Raw genomic sequence first — 24,066 nt, 5'->3', positions numbered from 1 at the left:
CTGCCCGATATCGACAATTCGGGAGTAAGTCGGCGATGGAAGCAACAGAAGCCATGCAGGGCGTGCCGCCATCCTGGCAGGATGCGCTTGCGCCGGTGCTGGAAACGCCCGAGTCGCGGCGGCTGGGTGGTTGGCTGAAAGCCGAGGAAGTGGCCGGCAAGACGATCTATCCCCCGCGCGGAACCCGGCTGCGCGCACTGGAACTGACGCCGCTGGACGAAGTGCGCGTGGTGATCCTGGGGCAGGACCCTTATCACGGCCCCGGGCAGGCGCATGGACTGGCGTTTTCGGTGATGGAGGGTGTGAAAGTGCCGCCCTCGCTGGTGAATATCTACAAGGAACTGGCGACCGACTGCGGTGTGACCGCGCCGGGCCACGGCAATCTGGAGCATTGGGCCCGGCAAGGCGTGCTGCTGCTCAACAATGCGCTGACGGTGGAGGCGGCGCAGGCCGGTTCGCACCAGAATCGCGGATGGGAAGCGATCACCGACGCGGCCGTCGCCGCCGTTGCCGCAAAGCAGGAGCCCTGCGTGTTCCTGCTCTGGGGCAGCCATGCGAAGAAGAAGGCGATGCGCGTGCCCGGATTGGCGTCCAGCCACCACCTCGTGCTCACCGCGCCGCACCCCAGCCCGCTTTCGGCTTATGCGGGATTCTTCGGCTGCCGGCACTTCAGCCAGGCCAACGAATTCCTCGAAGGTAACGGACGCGGGCGGATCGACTGGTAGGCGCTAATTGACGGGGGCGGTCAGGCGGAAAGGCCGGCGACCGCTTCGTCCATTTCGTAGTGGTGCATGGTTCCGCCGATGGCCATGTCGTCGAAGGCGGTGCGGAAGCGGTCGAAGCTGTCCAGCTTACGCGCGGCGATATGCGCGTCCATCGACGTCCAGACGACGTTGAAGGTGAAGCGCGAGGGGTTTTCCACACCGCGGCCGAAGCGGATGGAAACCACGCCTTCGCAGGCCGCCAGTTCGGGAACGCCGGTTTCGCGCATGGCCTTGGCGAAGGCATCTTCCGATCCGTGGCGGACGTCGATTTCGGCGATTTCCAACAGCATCGTATCTCTCCCGTAATCACGGGAAACTCGACCTCGACATCGCGCGGGTCAAGCATCGGTCTATCGCCAGAGCGTCTTCACATTACGCGAAGAGGCTTTGATCTTTTGATCCCGCATGTTCCGGTGACCGTGAACGGACACCATGAAAATGCACCAAGACGGCTTGCTGCTGATCGCAAATACGAAAAGGGCGCCCGGTGAGGGGCGCCCTTTCCTGATTGTCATGTCGCGTTCGATCAGCGCGGCAGTTCGGAAACGCCCATCAGCGCTTCGTCCACCGCGCGGGCGCACTGGCGGCCTTCGCGGATCGCCCAGACCACCAGCGACTGGCCGCGACGCATGTCGCCGCAGGACCAGATCGCCGGGTCGCTGGTGCGGTAGTCGGCCATGGTTGCCTTCACATTGCCGCGCGCGTCCAGCTCGACGCCCGACTGATCGAGCATGCCGGCCTTGCGCGGGCCGACGAAGCCCATGGCAAGGAAGATCAGGTCGGCCTGGAGCGTGAACTCGCTGCCTTCCACTTCCTGCATCTTGCCGTCCTTCCACTCGACGCGGACGCATTCGAGGCCGGTGACGTCATTCTCGCCGACGACACGCTTGGTCAGCACCGCCCAGTCACGCTCGCAGCCTTCGTCGTGGCTGGACGAGGTGCGTAGCTTGAGCGGCCAATTCGGCCAGGACATCGCCTTGTTCTCATGAACCGGCGGCTTGGGCATGATTTCCAGCTGCGTGACCGAAGCCGCGCCCTGGCGGTTGGAGGTGCCGACGCAGTCCGAACCGGTGTCGCCGCCGCCGATGACGATGACGTGCTTGCCGGTGGCCGAGAGCGTGCCACGCGGGGCGGCGCGCAGTTCGTCGTCACCCGCGTTGCGCTTGTTCTGCTGGGTCAGGAATTCCATCGCGAAGCGCACGCCGGGCAGTTCGAAGCCGGGAATGTTCAGCGGACGGGGATCCTCGGCGCCGCCGGCGAAGACCACGGCGTCGAAGTTTTCCTTCAGCGAAGCCACCGAAACCGTCACGCCGACTTCGACCGAGGTGCGGAACTCCACGCCTTCGGCCATCATCTGCACCATGCGGCGGTTGATGAGGTGCTTCTCCATCTTGAAGTCGGGAATGCCGTAGCGCATCAGCCCGCCGACGCGGTCGTTCTTTTCGAACACCGTCACCGAGTGGCCGGCGCGGGCCAGCTGCTGGGCAGCGGCCAGACCTGCCGGGCCCGAACCCACGACTGCCACCGACTTGCCGGTACGCTTGGTGGCGACCTTCGGCGTGATCCAGCCTTCGGCCCAGCCCTTGTCGACGATCGCGCATTCGATCGACTTGATGGTGACCGGCTGGTCGATGATGTTCAGCGTGCATGCCGCCTCGCACGGGGCGGGGCAGATGCGGCCGGTGAACTCGGGGAAGTTGTTGGTCGAGTGGAGGACTTCCAGCGCGTTGCGGAAGTCATCCTCGTAGACCAGGTGGTTCCAGTCCGGGATGATGTTGTTGACCGGACAGCCGGTATGGCAGTGCGGCACGCCGCAGTTCATGCAGCGCGAGGCCTGATCCTTGAGCGCGCCGGCCGAAAGCGGAACGACGAACTCCTTGTAGTTCTTCAGACGCTCGGCCTTGTCGCCATAAGTGCGATCCTGGCGATCCAGTTCGAGGAAGCCGGTTTCCTTGCCCATTTCTATTACCTTCGAATTATTCTGCGGCCACCGAAGCGGCTTCAAGCCGCTCGGCCTCGAGTTGGCGGAGTGCCTTGGCGTAGTCGCGCGGCATCACCTTGACGAACTTGGAGACGGTCGTCGCCCAGTCGTCGAGCAGCGCACGGGCCCGCTTGGAGCCGGTGTGCAGGTGGTGCCGTTCGAGCAGTACGCGCAGGCGTTCCGCGTCGTGGCGCAGCATGTCGCCCATGCCGAGGTCGGTGACGCCATTGGTCCGCTGCTGCGGACGGCCGGCGCCTTCCTCTTCATCGGCTTCGGCCGAGAACTTCACGAGATCGACCATCGCGGGATTGCACAGCTTCTCGAACTGGCCGTCCTCGTCATAGACGTAGGCGACGCCGCCCGACATGCCTGCCGCGAAGTTGCGGCCGGTCTTGCCCAGCACGGTCACCACGCCGCCGGTCATGTACTCGCAGCCATGATCGCCGCAGCCTTCGACCACCGTGACGGCGCCCGAGTTGCGCACCGCGAAGCGTTCACCGGCGACGCCGTTGAAGAATGCCTCGCCCGAGATCGCGCCGTAGAGCACGGTGTTGCCGACGATGATGTTCTGCAGCGGATCACGGTTCACGTGGCCCGGCTGGCGGACGATCACGCGGCCGCCCGACAGACCCTTGCCGACATAGTCGTTGCCGTCGCCGGTCAGGTCGAGCGTGACGCCGTGGGCAAGCCAGGCGCCGAAGCTCTGGCCGGCAACGCCGGTGAGCTTCACGTTGATCGTGTTGTCCGGCAGGCCGGCATGGCCGTAGCGACGCGCCACTTCGCCCGAAAGCATGGCGCCGACGGTGCGGTTGACGTTGATCACCGGCTTTTCGATCCGCACCGGCTCACGCTTGTCCAGCGCGTCGGCGGCGGCTTCGATCAGCACGTTGTCCAGCGCATGCTCCAGACCGTGGTCCTGCGTCTGGCTCCAGTTGAGCGAGGGGCTGTCGCCCAGCGGGGCCTGATAGAGCACCTTGGACAGGTCGACGCCCTTGGCCTTCCAGTGGGTGATCGCCTTCTTCATGTCGAGACGGTCGACGCGGCCGACCATCTCCGCGATCGTGCGGAAGCCCAGCTCCGCCATGATCGCGCGCAGCTCTTCGGCCACGAAGAAGAAGTAGTTGATCACGTGTTCCGGCTGGCCGGTGAAGCGCGCGCGCAGCACCGGGTTCTGGGTGGCGACGCCGACCGGGCAGGTGTTCAGGTGGCACTTGCGCATCATGATGCAGCCGGCCGCGATCAGCGGGGCTGTGGCGAAGCCGAACTCATCGGCGCCGAGCAGCGCCGCGATGGCCACGTCACGCCCGGTGCGCAGGCCGCCGTCGGCCTGAACCACCACGCGGCTGCGCAAGTTGTTGAGCAGCAGTGTCTGCTGGGTTTCGGCAAGGCCGATTTCCCAGGGCGAACCCGCGTGCGTCAGCGAGGTCAGCGGCGAAGCGCCGGTGCCGCCTTCGTAGCCCGAGATCGTGATGTGGTCGGCACGTGCCTTGGAGACACCTGCCGCCACCGTGCCGACACCGACTTCGGACACCAGCTTCACCGAGACTCGCGACGTGGGGTTCACGTTCTTGAGGTCGTGGATGAGCTGCGCGATGTCCTCGATCGAGTAGATGTCGTGGTGCGGCGGCGGCGAGATCAGGCCGACGCCCGGAGTCGAGTGACGCGTCGCGCCGATCGTCTTGTCGACCTTGTCGCCGGGCAGCTGGCCGCCTTCGCCGGGCTTGGCGCCCTGGGCCATCTTGATCTGGATGTCGTCGGCGTTGACGAGGTACTCGGTGGTGACGCCGAAGCGGCCCGAGGCGACCTGCTTGATCGAAGAACGCATCGAATCGCCGTTCGGCAGCGGCTTGAAGCGGCTGGGATCCTCGCCGCCCTCACCGGTGTTCGACTTGCCGCCGATGCGGTTCATGGCGAGCGCCAGCGTCGTGTGCGCCTCCCACGAGATCGAGCCGTAGCTCATCGCGCCGGTGGCGAAACGCTTGACGATATCGGCGGCCGATTCAACCTCTTCGAGCGGAACCGAGGCGCCGGGCACGAAGTCCATCAGCCCGCGGATGGTCAGCAGGCGGCTGGACTGGTCGTTGATCGACTGTGCGAACTCGCGGTACTTTTCGGGCACATTGCCGCGCACCGCGTGCTGGAGCGCGCCGATGTTCTCGGAAGACCAGGCGTGTTCCTCGCCGCGCACGCGCGAGCCGTAGATGCCGCCGACGTCGAGCATGTTCGCGTAGATCGGATCGTCGCCATAGGCCGAAGCGTGGCGGCGGACGGTCTCTTCCGCGATCTCGGTCAGGCCGGCGCCTTCGATGGTGGTGGCGGTGCCGGTGAAGTACTTCTCGACGAAGGCGCTGGACAGGCCGACCGCGTCGAAGATCTGCGCGCCGCAGTACGACTGGTAGGTCGAGATGCCCATCTTGGACATGACCTTACGGATGCCCTTGCCGATCGCGTAGATGTAGTTCTTGCGCGCCTTTTCGGCGGTTACCGGCAGGTTCTTGCGGGTGCGGATTTCCTCGATCGTCTCGAACGCGACGTAAGGGTTGATCGCTTCCGCGCCGAAGCCCGCCAGCACGCAGAAGTGGTGCACCTCGCGCGCTTCGCCGGTTTCCACGACGAGGCCGGTCTGCATGCGCAGGCCCTGGCGGACGAGGTGGTGGTGGACGGCAGCCGTCGCCAGCAGGGCCGGCATCGGGATGCGGTCCGGGCCCTGCGCACGGTCGGACAGGACAAGGATGTTCTTGTCCGCCAGCACCGCCTCGGTGGCTGCCCAGCACATTTCCTTGATCGCCATCTCTAGACCGGTGGCGCCGGCAGAGGCGTCCCAGGTCATGTCGATGGTCTCGGTACGGAACGCGCCGTCCAGCGCGGCTTCGACCGAGCGGATCTTGGCCAGATCCTCATCCGTGAGGATCGGCTGGCTGACTTCCAGGCGCTTGTGCGAACCGGCATCATGACCCAGCAGGTTCGGGCGCGGACCGATCATCGAGACGAGGCTCATGACCAGTTCCTCGCGGATCGGGTCAATCGGCGGGTTGGTGACCTGCGCGAAGTTCTGCTTGAAGTAGTCGTAGAGCAGGCGCGAACGGTTCGACAGCACCGGGATCGGCGTGTCGGTGCCCATCGAGCCCAGCGGATCGTCCGCGTCCACGGCCATCGGTTCGAGGAAGCGCGAGGTGTCTTCCTGCGTGTAGCCGAAGGCCTGCTGACGATCGAGCAGCGTGCCGGTCGGTTCGGGGATCTGGGCCAGTTCGGGCTCGATCACGTCGAGGTCGGCGAGGTTGTACTGCGCCATCTCAAGCCACTTCTCGTAAGGCTCTTCGCCTGCGAGCTGGTTCTTGATTTCCTCGTCCTCGATGATGCGACCTTCTTCGAAGTCGATCAGCAGCATGCGGCCGGGCTGGAGGCGCCACTTGCGGACGATGTTGTCTTCCTTGATCGGAAGCACGCCCGATTCCGACGCCATGACGCAGAGATCGTCGTCGGTGACGAGGAAGCGCGCGGGGCGCAGGCCATTGCGGTCCAGCGTGGCGCCGATCTGGCGGCCATCGGTGAAGGCTACGGCGGCCGGGCCGTCCCACGGTTCCATCAGCGCGGCGTGATACTCGTAGAACGCACGGCGTTCCGGAGTCATCAGCGGGTTGCCCGCCCATGCCTCGGGGATGAGCATCATCATCGCGTGGCTCAGCGAGTAACCGCCAGCCAGCAGCAGTTCCAGCGCGTTGTCGAGGCACGCGGTGTCCGACTGGCCGTGCGGGATCAGCGGCCACATCTTGTCGAGATCGGCGCCCAGCAGTTCCGATTCCATGGTGCGGCGGCGGGCGTTCATCCAGTTCACGTTGCCGCGAACCGTGTTGATCTCACCGTTGTGCGCCATGAAGCGGAACGGGTGCGCCAGCTTCCAGCTGGGGAAGGTGTTGGTCGAGAAACGCTGGTGGACGAGGCCGAGCGCCGAGACGAACTCGGGATTGCGCAGGTCGTCGTAGAACGAGCCGACCTGGGTCGCCAGCAGCAGACCCTTGTAAACGATCGTGCGGGTCGAGAAGCTGGGCATGTAGAGCTCGGTGAGCCCCGGCATGTTGTGCTTTTCGGCCATCGCAGTCAGCGGGTTCTGGGTCTGCTTGCGGATCGCCAGGATCTTGCGTTCGAACGCGTCCTGATCGGCGCAGTTCTCACCGCGGCCGACGAAGCACTGGCGGATCACTGGCATCGATTCGAGCACGGTCTTGCCAAGCCCGTCCAGCGTCACCGGCACATCGCGCCAGCCGATCAGGGTCTGGCCTTCCTTGGCCACGAACTTTTCGAAGGTCTGCGTGATCAGGTCACGGCAGGCTTCGTCCTGCGGCAGGAAGCACATGGCGACGGCATAGTCGCCGGCCTTGGGCAGTTCGACGCCCGTTGCGGCGGCCCAGCTGCGGAACAGCGTATCGGGAAGCTGAGTCAGGATTCCCGCGCCGTCACCCAGCAAGGGGTCGGCGCCCACCGCACCGCGGTGGTCGATATTTTTAAGGATTTCCAAGGCCTGGGTAATAATGGCGTGGCTTTTGTTTCCTTTGATATGGGCGACAAAGCCCACACCACAGGCATCGTGTTCATTACGCGCATCATAAAGGCCCTGGGGCTTAGGAAATCCCATCGATAAAACCCATCCTGTCGTTGTCCGGGGTTCGCACCATGCGCCTCGCTCCGGCGCGCACGAATCGCACGCGGCCAGAATTCGCCATGGTGTCCCCTAAGCGCCCCCATGACGATTACGGGACGCTTTTGCAACCGCGAAGGCGCGCGCTGGCGAAGATTTAGTGCGTTGACACGGTAAAAATGGGAATTTTGTTGTCCGTTTCGGATGTCTGGTTCGCCGATGGCGATGAGACGCAGAGCGGAATCGGGCAGTTTTCAGCCATTGTCGGGACAAATGCCGCTTCCGACAGGAATCGGCCGCGAAAAGGGGCATGGGAAAGCCCGCGCGGAGCGGTTCCATGGCTCACCTGGTTCGCGGCCGGGTCATGCCGGCAAAGTGCAAACGAAAGAGGCGGAAGATCGAAATCTCCCGCCTCTTTCTCTTTCATATGACGACGATGCTTCAGGCTGCGCCGCTCATCCGCTGGAGCGTGGCGAGCGCTGCGCGCAGGGCCTTTTCGGTTTCGGCCGGATCGGGACGGCCCGGCGGATCGAACAGCCGGGCGCCCGGCAGCGGCTGTTGCGCAAAGGGTTGGGCCCCATCGTTCATCGCGATGGCGTGGTCTTCAGGGTACGCACCGCCAATGGTGTGGCCGGATTCTTCGTCGAAGGCGGCAGCGGCTTCCTCTTCGATACTGATGAGGCCGTTGCGCGGTTCGGCGCGACGCTGGAGGCCGAGCAGCGAGGAATAGCCTTCGTCCAGCACGCCCTCTTCCACGATGTCCTCGCCATCGTCGGCGAAGCCATCGTCTTCCGCGAATGAGGCGAGGGTTTCGTCTTCGTCGTCTTCCTCGTTGGCGCCGGGAGTGAAATCGTGTCCGCCGGCAAGTCCGGCCATGGGCCGATCGCCGAGGTGGTCCGGGGTGCCGTCGGGCGATTCCGCCGCGGCTGCCGGCGCGGCCGGCATGATGATGCGGCGCGGCGGAATATAGCCGGGGACGGCGTCGTCCTCGTCAAACGCGGCCGTTCCCACCGGGCGCAGGGCTGCCGGCACCCGGACGGGCTGGGATGGTTCGGAGTCGGTGTGCTCCGGGGATTCGGCCTGAGGCGGAGCGTCTGCGATCGCCTCGTCGCTGTCTGACCAGCCGCCGATGGCGCCGGTTTCACCCGGTGAGGGCGAGGCGAAGTTCGCCGCCGGTTGGACCGGTTCGTCATCGGCTTCAGTCGTCGCAATCGGCTGGCGCGCGCCGAAGGGCGGCGGCGCAAAAGGCGGCGGTGCGAACGGAGCAGTCGTATTGAGCGACGACAGCCGTTGGAGAATAGGCGCTACGGACGGAGCCGGGGGGCTCTTGTCCTCAGGTGCGGCTTCGATTTGCTCGAAGGACTGGGTTTCCGGCTCGTCGACGACATCATGTGCGGTCTTGGCCGCGAAAGGCACGACCGAAAGCGATGCCGCCTGGGCCAGCGCGAGCTTGCGGCGCTGTTCTTCCATCGCCAGGGCCAGCCGTTCCAGAAGTTCGACGGGCGAGAGATCGTCCAGGTGGGCGGCGGCGATACGTTCGGCGCCCGGCGATACCGGCGGAACGTTGGCGGGCGGCGCTGCTTCCATGCCTTCGGCGCCGAGCGGTTCCGAGAGCGCCTGTTCGGTAGCGGTTTCGGCTTCGTGCTCCGCTGGGGCAGCAGCCGCATCGCGAGCTTCCAGCGTGCGGGTATAGGCTTCGAAAAGGCGCGAGACCGGGGCGTCCCCGTCTTCGTCCTCCTCGTCGCCCTCGTCGAATCCGATGGCCGGCGAGTGGATGGGATCGGCCCAGGCGGCGGGAGAGAAGGCGTCGGTCAGGAGAGCTGGCCCGGTGTCTTCGTCTTCGTTGTCGACGCCAGACACGACCGCTTCGCACTCGTTGATTTCGGCTTCGATCTGCGCGAGGTCCGGCTTGCGGACTGCGGCGAGCGCGGCAGCGGCACGGGCATCGAGTTCGTCGTCTTCAAGGTCGGAGAGCTGGAAAATGCCGGATGCCGGGGCAGGGGCTGCAATTGATGCCGGACCAACAACCGGTTCCGATTCGGCCGCGTCGATTTCGGCCGGAGCGGCGAGCCCGCGACGACGGCCGGGCAGGCGGCCGACAGTGGAGGTTTGCTCGTCGATCTCCTCGAAAGCGCTGTCGCTCAGGTCATGCATGGCTTCGGCAAGCGGCTTGTTGCGGGCGGAAAGGCGCAATCCGATCAGCGCGCCGACAAGACCGCCGATGCCGGTAAGGCCCAGCGCGACCAGCAGGCGCGCTGTGGTGCCGAGCGGCGGGGCCGCCATCGGGATCGCCTTGGCAAGGCCGGTGGCCGCCACGATGCGTTCTATCGTGGTGGTGCCCAAAAGCACGCCGACCACGCCGAACAGCGCGGCGAACCACAGTGCGACGATTGCCGGAAAGAGCGGATGGCGGGTGATCGGCTGGCTGGTGCCGCCGCTACCACCTCGCTGCGGGTTGCGTTCCTGTTTCGCCACCTTCATGACCCCGTGCTGACCTGCGGTTTGCGACCTGGCTTTATCCGCGCGCCGTTCATGCTGCGGCATCGAGCCCGTCTTGAACCTTATCGACTGGCAGGATTTGGTAAACGTCTCGATAACGGCGGACATTGCAAGCCCAATCGTGACTGGAGCGGACATGTTCCAGCCCCGCCGCGCGCATCCGCTCCCAACCGTTGCGGTTGGCGAGCAGATCGGCAAGGGCCGTGGCGCAGGCTGCCGGATCGTCGGGGGTGAACAGCGTGCCGGTCACGCCATGCTCCATCAGTTCGCGATGCCCGCCCACGCTGCTCGCCGCCACCAGCTTGCGCTGCGCCATCGCCTCCAGCGGTTTCAGCGGGGTGACAAGGTCGGTCAGGCGGCTTTTCTTGCGGGGATAGGCCATGACGTCGCAGAGCGCGTAGTAGCGATCGACCTCATGATGCGGCACGCGGCCGATGAATCGGATGGCCTCGGCCGCGCTCGACGCCTCTGCCTGCGCGCGCAAGGCGTCCTCGCGCGGGCCGCCGCCCACCATTAGCAGGCGCGCGTCGGGCTGGCGCTGCAGCAACAGGGGCATGGCGGCGATCAGGTCGTCCAGACCCTCGTAGTCGTAGAAGCTGCCAATGAAGCCGATCACCGGGCAGGGCCGTCCATCGATTTCGAAGCCGAGTTCGCGCGCAAGCGCAGCATCGCGCGGCACGGGTTCGCCGAAAAGGGTCAGATCGACGCCGTTGGGCGATACGGTGATCTTTTCGGCCGGCGTTCCACGCGCGATCAGATCGTTGCGCAGGCCCTGGCAAATGGTGACGACAGCATCGGCCCGGGCGACGACGCGGTTTTCCAGCGCGCGAATCAGGCGATATTTGAAAGAGCCCTCGGTCCCGGTGCCATTGCCCACGGCGGCGTCTTCCCAGAAGGCGCGAATCTCGTAGACGCAGCGGATGCCGTGGCGGCGTGCCACGCGCAAGGCGGCGGCGCCGCAAAGCGCGGGGGAATGGGCGTGGATCACATCCGGGCGCCATTCGCGCACGGCAGCCTCGATCCCCTGTTCGAACAGCGCGATCTCGCGCCATTCGCGCCAGAGCGGGGGACCGCTGGCCTCGCCCGCGCTGCGATAGAACGTCAACCCGTCGAAATGTTCGCACGCGGCCGCTCCGGCGTGGTAGCGGGGCCCGGTGACGCCGCGCACTTCCCAGCCCATGCCCTCCTGCGCCTTCAGGATGGCGCGCGTGCGGAAGGTGTAGCCGCTGTGCAGCGGCAGCGAGTGGTCTAGGACGTGGAGAACCCGGGTCATGGCGGAAATGGCTAACGAAGAACGCTTAACGCGGCGTCAACCCGGCACTGATAGCGGTTGCGGATCATGGTCGACATATTCGCCTTAGCTCTCAGCCATGGCCTGCTGGCACTGGCGGCCTGGCGCCTGTTACTGCGTCCCGATCTGGACGTCGAGGGCGCGCGGGCCGAGAAGGCAGATCCCACGCAGGCCGAAAAGAAGTCACGCGCCGGTTCCGAGCGTCCGATCCGGCGCGGTGTGATCTGGAATCGCGGGGCGGGCGACGATGCTTGACCTTGGGCTTACGGGCTTTCTCTGCACGTTCCTGATTCTGGGCTTCCGACGGCCGTTTCTGTGGGTGCTTTGCTATCTCTATGTGGATATCGTCGCGCCCCAGCTCATCTCGTGGGGCATCCTTTCGCACATACCCGTCTCGCTGATGGCCTTTGGCGCTGCGTTCGGCGGTTGGCTGCTGTTCGACGACAAGCGCGACATGCGGTTCAATATCCGGCAAGCGTTACTGATCGCGTTGCTGATCTACTGTGCGATCTCCACGTTCACCGCGGTCTATCCCGATGCGGCGCAGGAGAAATGGGCCTGGGTGTGGAAGGCGCTGGTCTTCGCGATCTTCCTGCCGCTGACCTTGCGAACGCGCCTCAGGATCGAGGCGGTGGTGCTGGTCATGGTGCTTTCCGCCAGCGCGCTGATCATCGACGGGGGCATCAAGACCGCACTGGGCGGGGGCGGCTACGGCTCGTTGCGAATCTTCGTCGAGAGCAACACCGGCCTGTTCGAAGGCTCGATCCTGTCGAGCGTGGCCATCGCCATCATCCCGCTGATCCTGTGGCTGGCGAAATATGGCACGATCTTCCCGACGGACTGGCGCGTGAAGCTGTTCGCCGCCGCGCTGATCTTTGCCTGCGCGTTGATTCCAGTGGGCACGCAGGCGCGCACCGGCCTCGTCTGCCTGGGCGTGCTCTGCCTGTTCTATCTGCGCACGGCGAAGCACAAGGTGTTGATTGCCGGGGGAATGGCGATCGCAGTGATGCTGGCGGTACCGTTCCTGCCAGCCTCGTTCCTGGCGCGCATGGGCACGATCGAAAATCACCAGGCGGACCAGTCCGCCAGCACGCGAATCGGCGTGTGGAAATGGACCTGGGACTATGTGAAGCAGCATCCGATGGGCGGCGGCTTCGTGGTCAATATCGCCAGCAAGGTTTCCTATGACACTATCGTGACCGCTACCGACGGGGGCACCACCACCGTTACCCGCACGCGCGTGGTGGAGGAAGGGCGGGCCTTCCATTCCAGCTACTTCGAGATGCTGGGAGAGCAAGGCTTTCCCGGATTCGGGCTGTGGATCGCGCTGCAACTTACCGGGTTGCTGCAGATGGAACTGATTCGCCGCCGCTGGAAGAATCGCAAGGAGCCGGATGAGGCTTGGGCCGCGCCGCTCGCGGTGGCGCTGCAACTGGCGCAGATTGTCTACCTGATCGGCTCGCTGTTCGTGGGAATCGCGTTCCAGCCGTTCATTCTGATGCTGGTCGGCCTGCAGTGCGGGCTGTGGACCTATCTGCAACGGATCGGCCGCCGAGAGCCGGTCAGGCGCGGTGGAAAGGCGGAAATCCGCGCATCGAAACCGCCGCGTACAGCCCTTTCCCTACCACCTACGTAGTTTTCCCATTGGGCTGCCGCCTTATGATCCAATGCGGATCTCAGCACGGTTTGCGTTTTACGGCAAATTAACCTTTAACCTTCATAGGTCATATGGTTAATACACGGCAATGTCCGTTTAGGCCTGGTTAGCGTAGCGCTTGGCAGCGTTGGCGCAGGCAGGGCGGACAGAGGGGCAAAAGGGGGGCAACCCAATGCGAGTGCTGTTGATCGAGGACGAACCTACCACGGCGCGTGCGATTGAGCTTATGCTCACCGCCGAAGGGTTCAATGTATACTCCACCGACCTGGGCGAGGAAGGCCTGGATCTCGGTAAGCTCTATGATTACGATATCATCCTGCTCGACCTGAACCTGCCCGACATGCACGGGTACGACGTTCTGAAGAAGCTGCGCGTGGCCAAGGTGCAGACGCCGGTTCTGATCCTTTCGGGCATTTCCGAAATGGATTCCAAGGTCCGCTCGTTCGGCTTCGGTGCCGACGACTATGTGACCAAGCCTTTCCACCGCGAAGAGCTGATCGCCCGCATCCACGCCGTGGTGCGCCGTTCGAAGGGCCACTCGCAGTCGGTCATCCGCACCGGCAAGCTGGTGGTCAATCTCGACGCCAAGACGGTGGAAGTCGATGGCGCGCGCGTGCACCTGACGGGCAAGGAATACGCGATGCTGGAGCTGCTCTCGCTGCGCAAGGGCACCACGCTGACCAAGGAAATGTTCCTGAACCACCTTTACGGCGGCATGGACGAGCCCGAACTGAAGATCATCGACGTCTTCATCTGCAAGCTGCGCAAGAAGCTGGCGCATGCCTGCGGCGGCGCCAATTACATCGAAACCGTCTGGGGCCGTGGCTACGTGCTGCGCGATCCCGACGAACTGGCCGAAGTCGCGTAAGCGCGGCGCAGGGCCCGATTTTCCGGTTGGGGGACCGGAACGGAATTGCGATCCCCTCGCAGTGAGTGAAAACGGCCTGCCTTTCGGGGTGGGCCGTTTTTCGTTGCTTGGTGAAGCGGCGCTGCACTCGCGCATGTCCCAGGCGTTGACCTTGCGCGGCGTTGGTGTCACTGCGCCGCGCCATGACGGCTCACAAATCCGGCGATCCGACCACGCTCAACCGCCTCTATGGCCGCGCCAAGGGCAAGCCCCTGCGCGCGGGCCAGCAGGCGCTGGTCGACAACCTGCTACCGCGAATCGCGGTTCCGCTCGAAGGTCCGGTCACGGCCGTGGGCCTGTTCGGCGATGACCGCCCGATGCATTTCGAGATCGGCTTCGGCGGCGGCGAGCACATGGCCCAGCGCGCCGACATGCTGCCCGATCACGGCTTCATCGGCTGCGAACCGTTCATCAATGGCGTTGCGCAGGCGCTGACGCATGTAGCGGGCGACAACGGCGCGCATCCGCCGATCGGCAATGTCCGGATCCATCACGGCGATGCGCTGGAAGTGCTGGCGCGTATTCCCGATGGCTCGCTGTCGATGCTCTATCTGCTGCATCCGGACCCCTGGCCCAAGGCGCGCCATGCCAAGCGGCGCATGATGAACGACGGTCCGGTGGACATGTTCGCGGCGAAGCTGAAGAAGGGCGGAGAATTCCGCTTCGGCACCGATCACGACATCTACCTGCGCCACGCGCTCATGGTGATGCAGCGGCATACCGATCAGTTCGAATGGCTGTGCGACAAGCCCGCCGATTTCCAGAATCGACCGAGCGGCTGGCCGGAAACGCGCTATGAGACCAAGGCGCGCACGGTTTATGGCCATGAAGTCTGGTACTTCCGCTATCGCCGCAAGTAAGCGCCGACCTGCCGGTAATGCGGGAGTTGCGGGATATCGCCTGCGCCACTAAAGCGCGCCGATGAGCAACTCTCGCCGTACTTTCGCGATCATCTCGCACCCCGACGCCGGTAAGACCACCCTGACCGAAAAGCTGCTGCTGCAAGGCGGCGCTATTCACCTTGCCGGTCAGGTGAAGGCGCGTGGCGCCGCGCGCCGTGCGCGTTCTGACTGGATGAAGATCGAACAGCAGCGCGGCATTTCGGTCACCAGCTCCGTCATGACGTTTGAGCGGACCGATGCCGACGGCAATACGGTGACCTTCAATCTGCTCGATACGCCGGGCCACGAAGACTTCTCCGAAGACACCTATCGCACGCTCACCGCGGTCGATTCGGCGATCATGGTGATCGACGCGGCCAAGGGTATCGAGCCGCAGACGCGCAAGCTGTTCGAGGTGTGCCGCCTGCGCTCGGTGCCGATCATCACCTTCATCAACAAGGTGGACCGTGAAGGCCGCGCCTGTTTCGACCTGATGGACGAAGTGGCGGACATGCTGGCGCTGGATGTCTGCCCGATGTCCTGGCCGGTCGGCATGGGCGGCCTGTTCGAAGGCATTCTGGACATTGCCACCGGCAAGGTCAGCCGTCCCGAAGGGCCGAGCAAGGAATACCTCGGCCATGTCGATGAAAATGCGACTCTGCCCGATGCCGTGGCGGAAGAGCTGGAGCTGGCGCAGGCCGGTTATCCCGAATTCGACGTAGAGGCCTATCGCGGCGGTGACCTGACCCCGGTTTACTTCGGTTCGGCGCTGAAGAATTTCGGCGTGGCCGAACTGATCGACGCGATTTCGAAGTTCGCGCCGCCGCCGCGCCCGCAACCTTCGGAAGCGGGCACGATCGAGCCGGAGAACAAGGAAGTGACCGGCTTCATCTTCAAGGTGCAGGCCAACATGGACCCGATGCATCGTGACCGCATCGCCTTCATGCGGCTGGTTTCGGGTACCTTCAAGCGCGGCATGAAGCTGACGCCCTCCGGCCTCGGCAAGCCGATCGCGGTGCACTCACCAATCCTGTTCTTCGCGCAGGACCGCGAGATTGCCGACAGCGCAGAGCCGGGCGATATCATCGGCATTCCCAACCACGGCACCTTGCGCGTGGGCGATACGCTTTCCGAGAAGAACCAGGTGCGCTTCACCGGCCTGCCCAACTTCGCGCCGGAAATCCTGCGCCGCGTGGCACTGAAGGATCCGACCAAGACCAAGCAGCTGCGCAAGGCGCTGGACGATCTTTCCGAAGAGGGCGTGATCCAGGTGTTCTACCCCGAAATCGGCTCGCAATGGGTGGTCGGCGTGGTCGGCCAGCTTCAGCTCGATGTGCTGATCAGCCGTCTTGAAGCCGAATACAAGGTGGAGGCGGTTCTGGAGCCTGCGCCGTTCGACACGGCGCGCTGGATCAAGGGCGAGGACAAGGCGCTGCGTGACTTTGGAGAGTTCAACAAGATGAACCTCGCCAAGGACCGCGATGGCGATCCGGTGTTCATGGCACGCTCCGGATGGGATGTCAGCTACCAGCAGGAGCGCAATCCGGACCTGACCTTCAGCGCCACAAAGGAGCGCTGAGGAGGGAACCGCCCGCGGGTCTTGCGGATTGGATATTGCGCCCATTCGGGCCTTGGTCATCTTGGCTCTGGCAAAATGGGCGGCTTAGACTGATTCTTCCGCGAAACCCGTGGGGCCATCCTTGCAGATCACATTCGCCAGCTACAACATCCACAAGGCCGTCGGTCTCGACCGACGGCGCGATCCCGAGCGCATTCTGACGGTGCTGCGCGAGATCGATGCCGATGTCGTTGCTTTGCAGGAAGTGGATCGCCGCTACGGACGGCGCATGGCGGCCCTGCCGCTCGATGTGATCCATGGCGCGTCGGATTATACGCCTGTGCCGCTTTCGATGAAGCCGGACAGTCTGGGTTGGCATGGCAATGCCATTCTTGTGCGCAAGGGCATCCATCTGCGCGATGCCTCGCCAGTGCCGCTGCCGGTGCTGGAGCCGCGCGGTGCGGTGCGGGCGGATCTGGAATTGGAAGGGCACCGCTTTCGCGTGGTCGGCATGCATCTCGACCTGTCGGGCCTTCGCCGTAGATTGCAAGTGCGAAGTGTGTTGTCCCATGTCGATGGGTGCGACGCGCATGTGCCCACCGTATTGATGGGCGATCTCAACGAATGGTCGCTGCACGGCGGTTGTTTTCGTGAGTTTGCGAGGCCTTGGCAGGTTCTCGCTCCTGGCCGCAGTTTTCCCTCTCGTCGTCCGCTCGCACAGCTTGACCGTATTATCGTGTCCAGCGAATGGGCAGTTGTTGGAACAAATGTCCATCACAGCCCACTATCGGCGACAGGATCCGATCACCTGCCGGTTTTTGCTAAGCTGGATTTGCCTAAAAAATAGGCAGTTGCTCATGAATCGGGCGGCAGTTCGTGCTGCACTTGCGAGCGTTATATAAAAATCACGCCAAAACCCGCCAATTGATAAATTGGCACGCCCCTTGCTTAACGTAATCGCAGCCGGTGCTGGGGCCGGTGGCAAGCAGGGGATAGGCATGAAGTTCATCATAGCCATCATCAAGCCCTTCAAACTCGACGAAGTTCGGGAAGCGCTGGGCGCGATTGGCGTCGCCGGCATGACCGTTACCGAAGTGAAGGGCTTCGGTCGTCAAAAGGGGCAGACGGAAATTTATCGTGGGGCCGAGTATTCGACCAACATGCTGCCGAAGGTGAAGATTGAGGTCGCCGCTCCGGACGATCTGGCGCCGAAGATCGTCGAGACGATTCAGCAGATCGCCAGCACCGAAGCCATCGGCGACGGCAAGATCTTCGTCCTCGACCTCGCCTCGGCCGTGCGCATCCGCACTGGCGAATCCGGCGATACCGCGCTGTGACCAGCGCTTCCCACAGGAGGGATTCCACGATGAACCGCAAAATTCTTTGCGGCGCCGGCGCTCTGGGTGCGTCGCTGTTCGCCGCCATGCCTGCTTTTGCGCAGGCAGCCGCCACGCCGACGATCGACAAGGGCGACACCGCCTGGATGCTCACGTCGACGCTGCTCGTCTTTCTGATGATCCTGCCCGGCCTCGCCCTGTTCTACGGCGGCCTTACTCGTTCGAAGAACATGCTCTCGACGATGACGCAGATTGGCGCCGCAGCCAGCCTCGCGATGCTGATCTGGGTCATGTATGGCTACACGATGGCCTTTGGTGAAGGCGGCAACGCCTTCATTTCCGGCTTCGGCAAGGCGTTTCTCAAGGGCGTCACTCCCGATTCGGTTTCGGGCAGCATTCCCGAATACGTTTTCGCCTGCTTCCAGATGACCTTCGCGGCGATCACAGTGGCGCTGGTCCTCGGTTCGACCGTAGAGCGCATCAAGTTTTCGGCCGTTATGGTCTTTGCGGTAGTGTGGCTGACTATCGTTTACTTCCCTATTGCGCACATGGTGTGGGCTCCGACCGGCTACTTCTTCGGCCTCGGTGCTCTCGACTATGCCGGTGGTACCGTCGTTCATATCAACGCTGGTGTCTCGGCTCTTGTTGCCGCGATCATTCTTGGTAAGCGCAAGGGCTATCCGAACGAACCGATGCCGCCGCACTCGCTGACGCTGACCTTCGTTGGCACGGGCTTGCTGTGGGTGGGTTGGTTCGGCTTCAACGCCGGCTCGGCCCTGTCGGCTAACGGCGCCGCCAGCCTTGCAATGATCAACACTTTCGTCGCCACCGCCTCGGCCGGCCTGTTCTGGATGCTCGCCGAGCGTCTGGCTGGGCACAAGGGGTCTGCTCTGGGCTTCTGCTCGGGTGTCGTTGCCGGCCTCGTCGCCGTCACCCCGGCTGCGGGTAACTCGGGTCCGTTCGGTGCCATCGTTCTTGGCGGTGTGGCTTCGGTGATCTGCTTCTTCGCTGTCAGCAAGCTCAAGCCCGCACTCGGCTACGACGATGCTCTCGACGCATTCGGCGTCCACGGCATCGGCGGCATTGTCGGCGCGATCGGTACCGGCATCGTTTACTCGCCTGCGCTCGGCGGTCCCGGCAAGGCCGACTTCTCGATCAGCTCGCAGCTCGTGATCCAGGTTGAGGCGGTGCTTGCCACTGTCGTCCTTGCGACCATCGGCACGGTGATCGCGATCTTTATTGCCAAGGCAGTCACGGGCCTTCGTGTCGCTCCCGAAGTCGAACAGGAAGGTCTCGACATCGGCGAGCATGGCGAGCGCGCTTACAACTAAGATTTTCGAGCTTGGCGGCGGCGGGATTTTTCCTCTCCTCCTTTCCGCTGCCGCCTACCGGTGTTCCTCCTGCGAACACAAACTCAAGGGCCGGAGCCAGCCGCTCCGGCCCATTTTTCTTTGTCGTGGGGGAGGCTTTGTGTGATGCTGCACGCATCACTTACCCGGCCAGGGAGATGGGCGTGAAATACATCATCGCGATCATCAAGCCGTTCAAGTTCACCGAAGTGAAGGACGCCCTTGCCAGTGCAGGGGTTTCCGGCCTGACGGTGTCGGAAGTGAGTGGCTTCGGCCGCCAGAAGGGCCAAACCGAAATCTATCGCGGTGCGGAGTATTCCTCCAGCCTGGTGCCCAAGATCAAGCTGGAGATCGCAGTGTCCGACGCCTTTGCCAGCACCGTGGTGGAGATCATCGGCAAAACCGCAAGCACCGATGAAATCGGAGACGGCAAGATCTTCGTCTTCGATCTGGCCGAGGTGCTGCGCGTGCGCACCGGCGAGCAAGGTGACATAGCGCTATAGCTAGCGGTTTGCTGGCCGCGTGTTCAGCGGCCGGCTGCAAACATCTCGATCAATTGGCGGACGGGCGTCACATCGTAACCGGCTGCGGCCGCTTTCGAGGCGATCACGGCGGGATTGTCTCCGGCCTTCGCGCGGGCAAGCGCCCAGAGCAATGTCGAGCGGGTGCCCGAACGACAATAAGCGAGAACCGGACCATCGGCACTATCGAGGGCCTGCATCATCGCATCCACCTGCGCCTGGCTAAAGCCGGCATGGGTTACCGGGATCGCCACGTAGTCGATCCCCGCTTCGCGCGCCGCATCTGCGATGGCGTCCCCGGGGATCTGGTCGTCGCTTTCGCCTTCGGGGCGATTGTTGATGATTCGCACGATGCCCAGCGCTTTGGCTTCGGCAATGGCCTCGATCCCGATCTGCGGACTGGCGAAGACGGATTCAGTGACCTGGCGAAACATCTATGAAACTCCCACGCATGAGCAGCGGTGTGGCCGCGGTTGAGCCTGAAATTCGCCTGCGTCAAGCACATAGTTTGGACAAGAGATGAACGCCGACCCAGTCAAAATGCAGCCTTTCGGATACAGACTCGCAAAAAGAGGCGTAATTGTGTTCGCCTTGCCCATATGACTCGTGTATGACTCGGCCTTGCAGGTGGCGGGAGAGCTGCGTCTCTTCCGCTTGTCTGACGGTCGGCACGGTTCGTCCACGTGTTCGGGTGAATGCTTTTTTTGGGGCGCAGCGAAGGTACGTTCGTAGACATGGGTTTTGACAGAGGTCGTCGCGGAAGGGGACGCGACAAGCGCGATGGTGGTTTCGGGGAGAACGAATTCGATCCGTTCTTCGCCGGGCAGGATCGTTTCGGAGGCGGTGACCGCTTCGGTGGCGGCGACCGTTTCGGTGGCGGCGGTGGTGACCGTGGCGGCTTCGGCGGCGGTGATCGCGGCGGCTTCGGCGGCCCGCGTGGCGGCGGCGGTGGCGGCTTCGGTGGCCCGCGCGGCGGCGGCGGTGGCGGCATGCCCGCCCAGGTCGTTGGCCAGGGCAAGGGCGTCGTAAAGTTCTTCAACGGTGCCAAGGGCTTCGGCTTCATTCAGCGTGAAGAAGGCGGCGACGATGTGTTCGTTCACATCAGCGCGGTCGAGCGTGCAGGCCTTGAAGGTCTCGCCGAAGGTCAGCAGCTGGAATTCCAGCTGGTTGATCGCGGCGGCAAGATTTCGGCCAGCGAACTGGTGATCCTGGGCGACGTGATCCCTGTCGAAAAGCGCGAACCTGCACCGCAGCGTCAGCTTACCGGCGAAAAGGCCAGCGGCACCGTCAAGTTCTTCAATTCCATGAAGGGCTTCGGCTTCATTACGCGTGATGATGGCCAGCCGGACGCATTCGTTCACATCAGCGCTGTCGAGCGTTCGGGGCTCTCGGGCCTCAACGAAGGCGATCGCGTGGAGTTCGACATCGAGGTCGATCGACGAGGCAAGTACTCGGCGGTCAACCTGTCGGCGCTCCAAGGTTGATCTAGCCTGCACCCTCCCCGGTGGTTTGACCGGGGGATGCAACAGCATAGAAGCGCGCAAATGGCGGTCCGGATAGGGCCGCCATTTGTCGTTTTCCGATTCCCGATCTTTTTCGCTTTACTGATTCGTTTCGAGGAACAACGTCATGTCGATTACGCCACTGATGCCCGTGTACCCCCGGTGCGGCGTCCGCCCCGTTCGCGGCGAGCACTGCCATCTTATCAGTGAAGACGGTCGCCGATTCCTCGATTTCGCAAGCGGTATTGCCGTGAACCTATTGGGACATTCGCATCCGGGCCTCATCGGCGCGATTCAGCAGCAAGCTGAAACGCTGATGCACGTGTCTAATCTCTATGGCAGCCCGCAGGGCGAAGCTGTGGCGCAGCGGCTGGTCGATCTGACCTTTGCCGACACCGTCTTCTTCACCAATTCGGGTGCCGAGGCGGTCGAATGCGCAATCAAGACCGCGCGTGCCTATCACCAGCATGTCGGCAATCACGAAAAGTATGAACTGATCACCTTCAACAACGCCTTCCACGGGCGGACGATGGCAACGATCAGCGCATCCAATCAGGAGAAGATGCACAAGGGCTTCCTGCCGCTGCTGCCGGGCTTCAAGTACGTCGAGTTCGATGATCTCGAAGCGGCCAAGGCGGCGATCGGCCCGAATACAGCAGGTTTTCTCGTTGAGCCGATCCAGGGCGAAGGCGGCATTCGTATCGCGTCGCAGGCGTTCATGCAGGGATTGCGCGACCTTTGTGACGAGCACGATCTGATGCTGGTTCTGGACGAGGTGCAAAGCGGTGTCGGCCGGGCCGGCACCTTCTATGCTTACGAACAATACGGTGTCATTCCCGATATTATGTCGACAGCCAAGGGCATCGGCGGTGGCTTCCCTGTCGGCGCGTGCCTGGCGACCGAAAAGGCGGCGCGCGGCATGGTCTACGGCACGCATGGATCGACTTACGGGGGCAATCCGTTCGCGATGGCGGCGATCGATGCTGTCTTGGACGCCGTTGCCAACGAAGATTTCCTTGCGGACGTTCGCGCCAAGGGGGAACGCCTGATGGCGCGCTTGGAGCAGTTCATTGGCAACTATCCGGAACTGTTCGATTCCGTTCGCGGCAAAGGCCTGTTCATTGGCCTTAAGCTGAAGGTCGAACCGCGCGCCTTCGTCGCGCACATGCGCGACAATCATAATCTCCTGACGGTATCGGCCGGAGATAACGTCGTTCGCATCCTGCCGCCGCTGGTGATCGATGATTCCCATATGGACGAGTTCATGGAAAAGCTGTCCGCCGCCGCGGCAAGCTATCAGCGTGAAGGGGTGGCGTGATGCAGCGCGATTTTCTCAGCCTGAGTGATGCCGGCGGCGATGCGCTGGCGGCGATGATCAACGACGCCATCGATCGCAAAGCCGCCCGCAAGGCTTGGCCCAAGGCCCGGCCGGATGCGGATGCGCCGTTGGCAGGCCATGTCCTGGCCATGATCTTCGAGAAGAACTCGACGCGCACGCGCGTTTCTTTCGACATGGCGATGCGCCAGCTTGGCGGCAGCGCCATGATCATGGAAGCGGGCAGCACGCAGATCGGACGCGGCGAAACGATCGCCGACACCGCCCGCGTCCTCAGCCGCATGGTCGATGCGATCATGATCCGTACCGACGATCACGCCAAGATCGAGGAACTGGCTCACTACGCCGATGTGCCAGTGATCAATGGCCTGACCGACCTTTCGCATCCCTGCCAGATCGTCGCGGATCTCCTGACCACCGTCGAGCACGGGTTTGCCCTGCCTGGGTTGCAGATGGCCTGGTTGGGAGACGGCAACAACGTCGCCAATTCGCTGATCGAGGCGGCGGGGCTGATGAAGTTCACGATCCGCATCGGTGGACCGGCCGGCTATGAGCCGGATCAGGCGTTCATCGAGCGCGCCCGAACCGCCGGTGGCGAAGTCATCCTGACGCACAGCGCCGATGAAGCGGTTGCCGGTGCTCAGGTGGTGGTTACCGATACCTGGGTGTCCATGGGGCAGGCGGGCGGCGAAAAGCACGTGGCCGCGATGCAGCCCTATCAGGTCAATGCCGCGTTGATGGCGAAGGCGGCTCCGGGCGCCAAGTTCCTTCACTGCCTGCCCGCACATCGCGGAGAGGAAGTGACGGACGAGGTGATCGACGGACCGCACTCGGTCGTGTGGGATGAGGCGGAAAACCGCATCCATGCGCAGAAGTCGGTGCTGCTCTGGGCGCTCGGCCGGCTGTGAGCGACGATCTGCCCATCCGCGCCGACGATACCGGCTTCGATCGAGTCCTGGCGTTCACCGTGCCGTCGCGCAATGCGCGCGGCCGGGTCGTCAGGTTGGGGCCGGTGCTGGAAACGGTGCTTTCGGCGCACACTTATCCAAAAGTGGTGAAACACGTCCTGGCCGAGGCGCTGGTGCTTTCGGCCTTGATGGGATCTCTGCTGAAGGATGAGGGCGCGCAGCTTACCTTCCAAGCGCAGGCCGAAGGCGGCGCTGTGGATCTGCTCGTCTGCGATTACCGTAATGGCGAACTGCGTGGCTATCTTCGCCATGACCCGGATCTTGTGGAACGGCTGGAGGAAGACTGCTCGCTGGAAGCAATCTTCGGGACGGGCTATCTCGCCATCACCTTCGATCTTGCGGCTACCGGGGCGCGTTATCAGGGCGTGGTCCCGCTTGAAGGGGAATCGCTGGCGCAGGCTTGCGAGAAATACTTCGCGCAGTCGGAACAGGTGCCGACGCTGATCCGGGTATCCGTGCGGTCGAATGACCCGCGCTGTGTGGCGGGCGGGTTTCTGGTTCAGCATTTCCCGGACGGCGAGGAAGGCCGCGAACGTCTGCACGTGCAGGAGCAGCATCCCGATTGGGAGCATGTTGCGATCATGGCTGGAAGCGTTCGGCCGGAGGAACTGGTCGACCCCGTGCTCAATCTGGAGCAACTCGTGTGGCGGATCTTCCATGAGGAAGAGGAAGTCAGGGTGGAGCCACTACTCCCACTCCAGCGCGGGTGCCGGTGCACCGTTGAATATTATCGGGAAATCCTCTCGCGGTTTCCGGAGATCGAGCGCGTGGACATGCGTGATGAGACCGGCATGATCCCGGTCGATTGCGCTTTCTGTTCGAAAATCCTGCATATTCCCGCCTGAGCGACAATTCCTGCGGTTGTGGGAGCCGATCGGG

The 24,066-nt window shown here is 63.5% G+C and carries 20 protein-coding genes; 14 read left to right on the top strand and 6 right to left on the bottom strand.

The window, feature by feature from the left end; translation table 11 throughout:
- Positions 1-35: 35 nt before the first annotated feature.
- Positions 36-725, top strand: coding sequence for a uracil-DNA glycosylase (gene ung / locus ACZ1JV_RS26370; RefSeq protein WP_465151190.1), 690 nt, complete (start codon positions 36-38; stop codon positions 723-725).
- Positions 726-745: 20 nt separating this feature from the next.
- On the opposite strand, the gene ACZ1JV_RS26365 is transcribed toward ung, so the two are convergent.
- From ACZ1JV_RS26365 to ACZ1JV_RS26345, 5 genes are all read right to left on the bottom strand, one after another.
- A complete protein-coding gene (locus tag ACZ1JV_RS26365; RefSeq protein WP_465151189.1) occupies positions 746-1,054 on the bottom strand; it encodes a putative quinol monooxygenase in 309 nt (102 codons plus the stop codon).
- A 236-nt stretch (positions 1,055-1,290) separates the two neighbouring features.
- Positions 1,291-2,724 (bottom strand): glutamate synthase subunit beta, encoded by a 1,434-nt coding sequence (locus ACZ1JV_RS26360; RefSeq protein WP_465136884.1) that lies wholly within the window; start codon positions 2,722-2,724, stop codon positions 1,291-1,293.
- Between the two features lie 16 nt (positions 2,725-2,740).
- The gene (gene gltB / locus ACZ1JV_RS26355; RefSeq protein ID WP_465151188.1) at positions 2,741-7,378 is read right to left on the bottom strand and encodes a glutamate synthase large subunit; all 4,638 of its coding nucleotides are present in this window, start codon (positions 7,376-7,378) and stop codon (positions 2,741-2,743) included.
- Positions 7,379-7,822: 444 nt separating this feature from the next.
- The gene (locus ACZ1JV_RS26350) at positions 7,823-9,862 is read right to left on the bottom strand and encodes a hypothetical protein (RefSeq protein ID WP_465151187.1); all 2,040 of its coding nucleotides are present in this window, start codon (positions 9,860-9,862) and stop codon (positions 7,823-7,825) included.
- 49 nt (positions 9,863-9,911) lie between these two features.
- The gene (locus tag ACZ1JV_RS26345) at positions 9,912-11,153 is read right to left on the bottom strand and encodes a TIGR04063 family PEP-CTERM/XrtA system glycosyltransferase (protein WP_465151186.1); all 1,242 of its coding nucleotides are present in this window, start codon (positions 11,151-11,153) and stop codon (positions 9,912-9,914) included.
- Between the two features lie 66 nt (positions 11,154-11,219).
- Between ACZ1JV_RS26345 and ACZ1JV_RS26340 the strand changes: the two genes are divergently transcribed.
- The 9 genes from ACZ1JV_RS26340 (at position 11,220) to ACZ1JV_RS26300 (ending at position 19,363) form a co-directional block, all read left to right on the top strand.
- Positions 11,220-11,426 carry a hypothetical protein gene (locus ACZ1JV_RS26340; protein ID WP_465151185.1) on the top strand — a complete coding sequence of 69 codons (207 nt, stop codon included), beginning with the start codon at positions 11,220-11,222 and terminating at the stop codon, positions 11,424-11,426.
- Positions 11,419-12,807 (top strand): putative O-glycosylation ligase, exosortase A system-associated, encoded by a 1,389-nt coding sequence (locus ACZ1JV_RS26335; RefSeq protein WP_465151184.1) that lies wholly within the window; start codon positions 11,419-11,421, stop codon positions 12,805-12,807. Before ACZ1JV_RS26340 ends, ACZ1JV_RS26335 begins: the two co-directional genes overlap by 8 nt.
- A gap of 193 nt (positions 12,808-13,000) precedes the next feature.
- Complete coding sequence (gene ctrA, locus ACZ1JV_RS26330) at positions 13,001-13,696, top strand: response regulator transcription factor CtrA (protein ID WP_132389726.1); 696 nt, start codon at positions 13,001-13,003, stop codon at positions 13,694-13,696.
- Between the two features lie 182 nt (positions 13,697-13,878).
- Entirely contained in the window at positions 13,879-14,595 is a 717-nt protein-coding gene (gene trmB, locus ACZ1JV_RS26325; protein WP_465151183.1) for a tRNA (guanine(46)-N(7))-methyltransferase TrmB, read from the top strand.
- Between the two features lie 61 nt (positions 14,596-14,656).
- The gene (locus ACZ1JV_RS26320) at positions 14,657-16,195 is read left to right on the top strand and encodes a peptide chain release factor 3 (protein ID WP_465151182.1); all 1,539 of its coding nucleotides are present in this window, start codon (positions 14,657-14,659) and stop codon (positions 16,193-16,195) included.
- A gap of 121 nt (positions 16,196-16,316) precedes the next feature.
- Positions 16,317-17,021: an endonuclease/exonuclease/phosphatase family protein gene (locus ACZ1JV_RS26315; protein ID WP_465151181.1), complete on the top strand. Its 705-nt coding sequence runs from the start codon at positions 16,317-16,319 to the stop codon at positions 17,019-17,021.
- Between the two features lie 151 nt (positions 17,022-17,172).
- Entirely contained in the window at positions 17,173-17,511 is a 339-nt protein-coding gene (locus ACZ1JV_RS26310; RefSeq protein ID WP_465136892.1) for a P-II family nitrogen regulator, read from the top strand.
- 29 nt (positions 17,512-17,540) lie between these two features.
- Positions 17,541-18,842, top strand: coding sequence for an ammonium transporter (locus ACZ1JV_RS26305; RefSeq protein ID WP_465151180.1), 1,302 nt, complete (start codon positions 17,541-17,543; stop codon positions 18,840-18,842).
- A 182-nt stretch (positions 18,843-19,024) separates the two neighbouring features.
- Entirely contained in the window at positions 19,025-19,363 is a 339-nt protein-coding gene (locus ACZ1JV_RS26300; RefSeq protein ID WP_465151179.1) for a P-II family nitrogen regulator, read from the top strand.
- A gap of 23 nt (positions 19,364-19,386) precedes the next feature.
- On the opposite strand, the gene ACZ1JV_RS26295 is transcribed toward ACZ1JV_RS26300, so the two are convergent.
- Positions 19,387-19,815, bottom strand: a complete 429-nt coding sequence (locus ACZ1JV_RS26295; protein ID WP_465136895.1) for a protein tyrosine phosphatase family protein — start codon at positions 19,813-19,815, stop codon at positions 19,387-19,389.
- 300 nt (positions 19,816-20,115) lie between these two features.
- Here ACZ1JV_RS26295 and ACZ1JV_RS26290 point away from each other — a divergent pair, with 300 nt between their 5' ends.
- The 4 genes from ACZ1JV_RS26290 to hslO all read left to right on the top strand — a co-directional run bounded on the left by ACZ1JV_RS26290 (position 20,116) and on the right by hslO (position 24,032).
- Complete coding sequence (locus tag ACZ1JV_RS26290; protein WP_465136896.1) at positions 20,116-20,865, top strand: cold-shock protein; 750 nt, start codon at positions 20,116-20,118, stop codon at positions 20,863-20,865.
- Positions 20,866-21,010: 145 nt separating this feature from the next.
- A complete protein-coding gene (locus ACZ1JV_RS26285; RefSeq protein ID WP_465151178.1) occupies positions 21,011-22,201 on the top strand; it encodes an acetylornithine transaminase in 1,191 nt (396 codons plus the stop codon).
- The gene (gene argF / locus ACZ1JV_RS26280) at positions 22,201-23,127 is read left to right on the top strand and encodes an ornithine carbamoyltransferase (RefSeq protein WP_465151177.1); all 927 of its coding nucleotides are present in this window, start codon (positions 22,201-22,203) and stop codon (positions 23,125-23,127) included. The genes ACZ1JV_RS26285 and argF overlap by 1 nt, the downstream gene beginning before the upstream one ends.
- Positions 23,124-24,032 carry an Hsp33 family molecular chaperone HslO gene (gene hslO / locus ACZ1JV_RS26275; protein ID WP_465151176.1) on the top strand — a complete coding sequence of 303 codons (909 nt, stop codon included), beginning with the start codon at positions 23,124-23,126 and terminating at the stop codon, positions 24,030-24,032. The genes argF and hslO overlap by 4 nt, the downstream gene beginning before the upstream one ends.
- Positions 24,033-24,066 lie beyond the last annotated feature (34 nt).

This window comes from Novosphingobium sp. BL-S-19, from assembly GCF_055521675.1.
The sequence above is the reverse complement of the archived record's forward strand: the minus strand, read 5'-3'. Positions and strand labels throughout refer to the sequence as shown.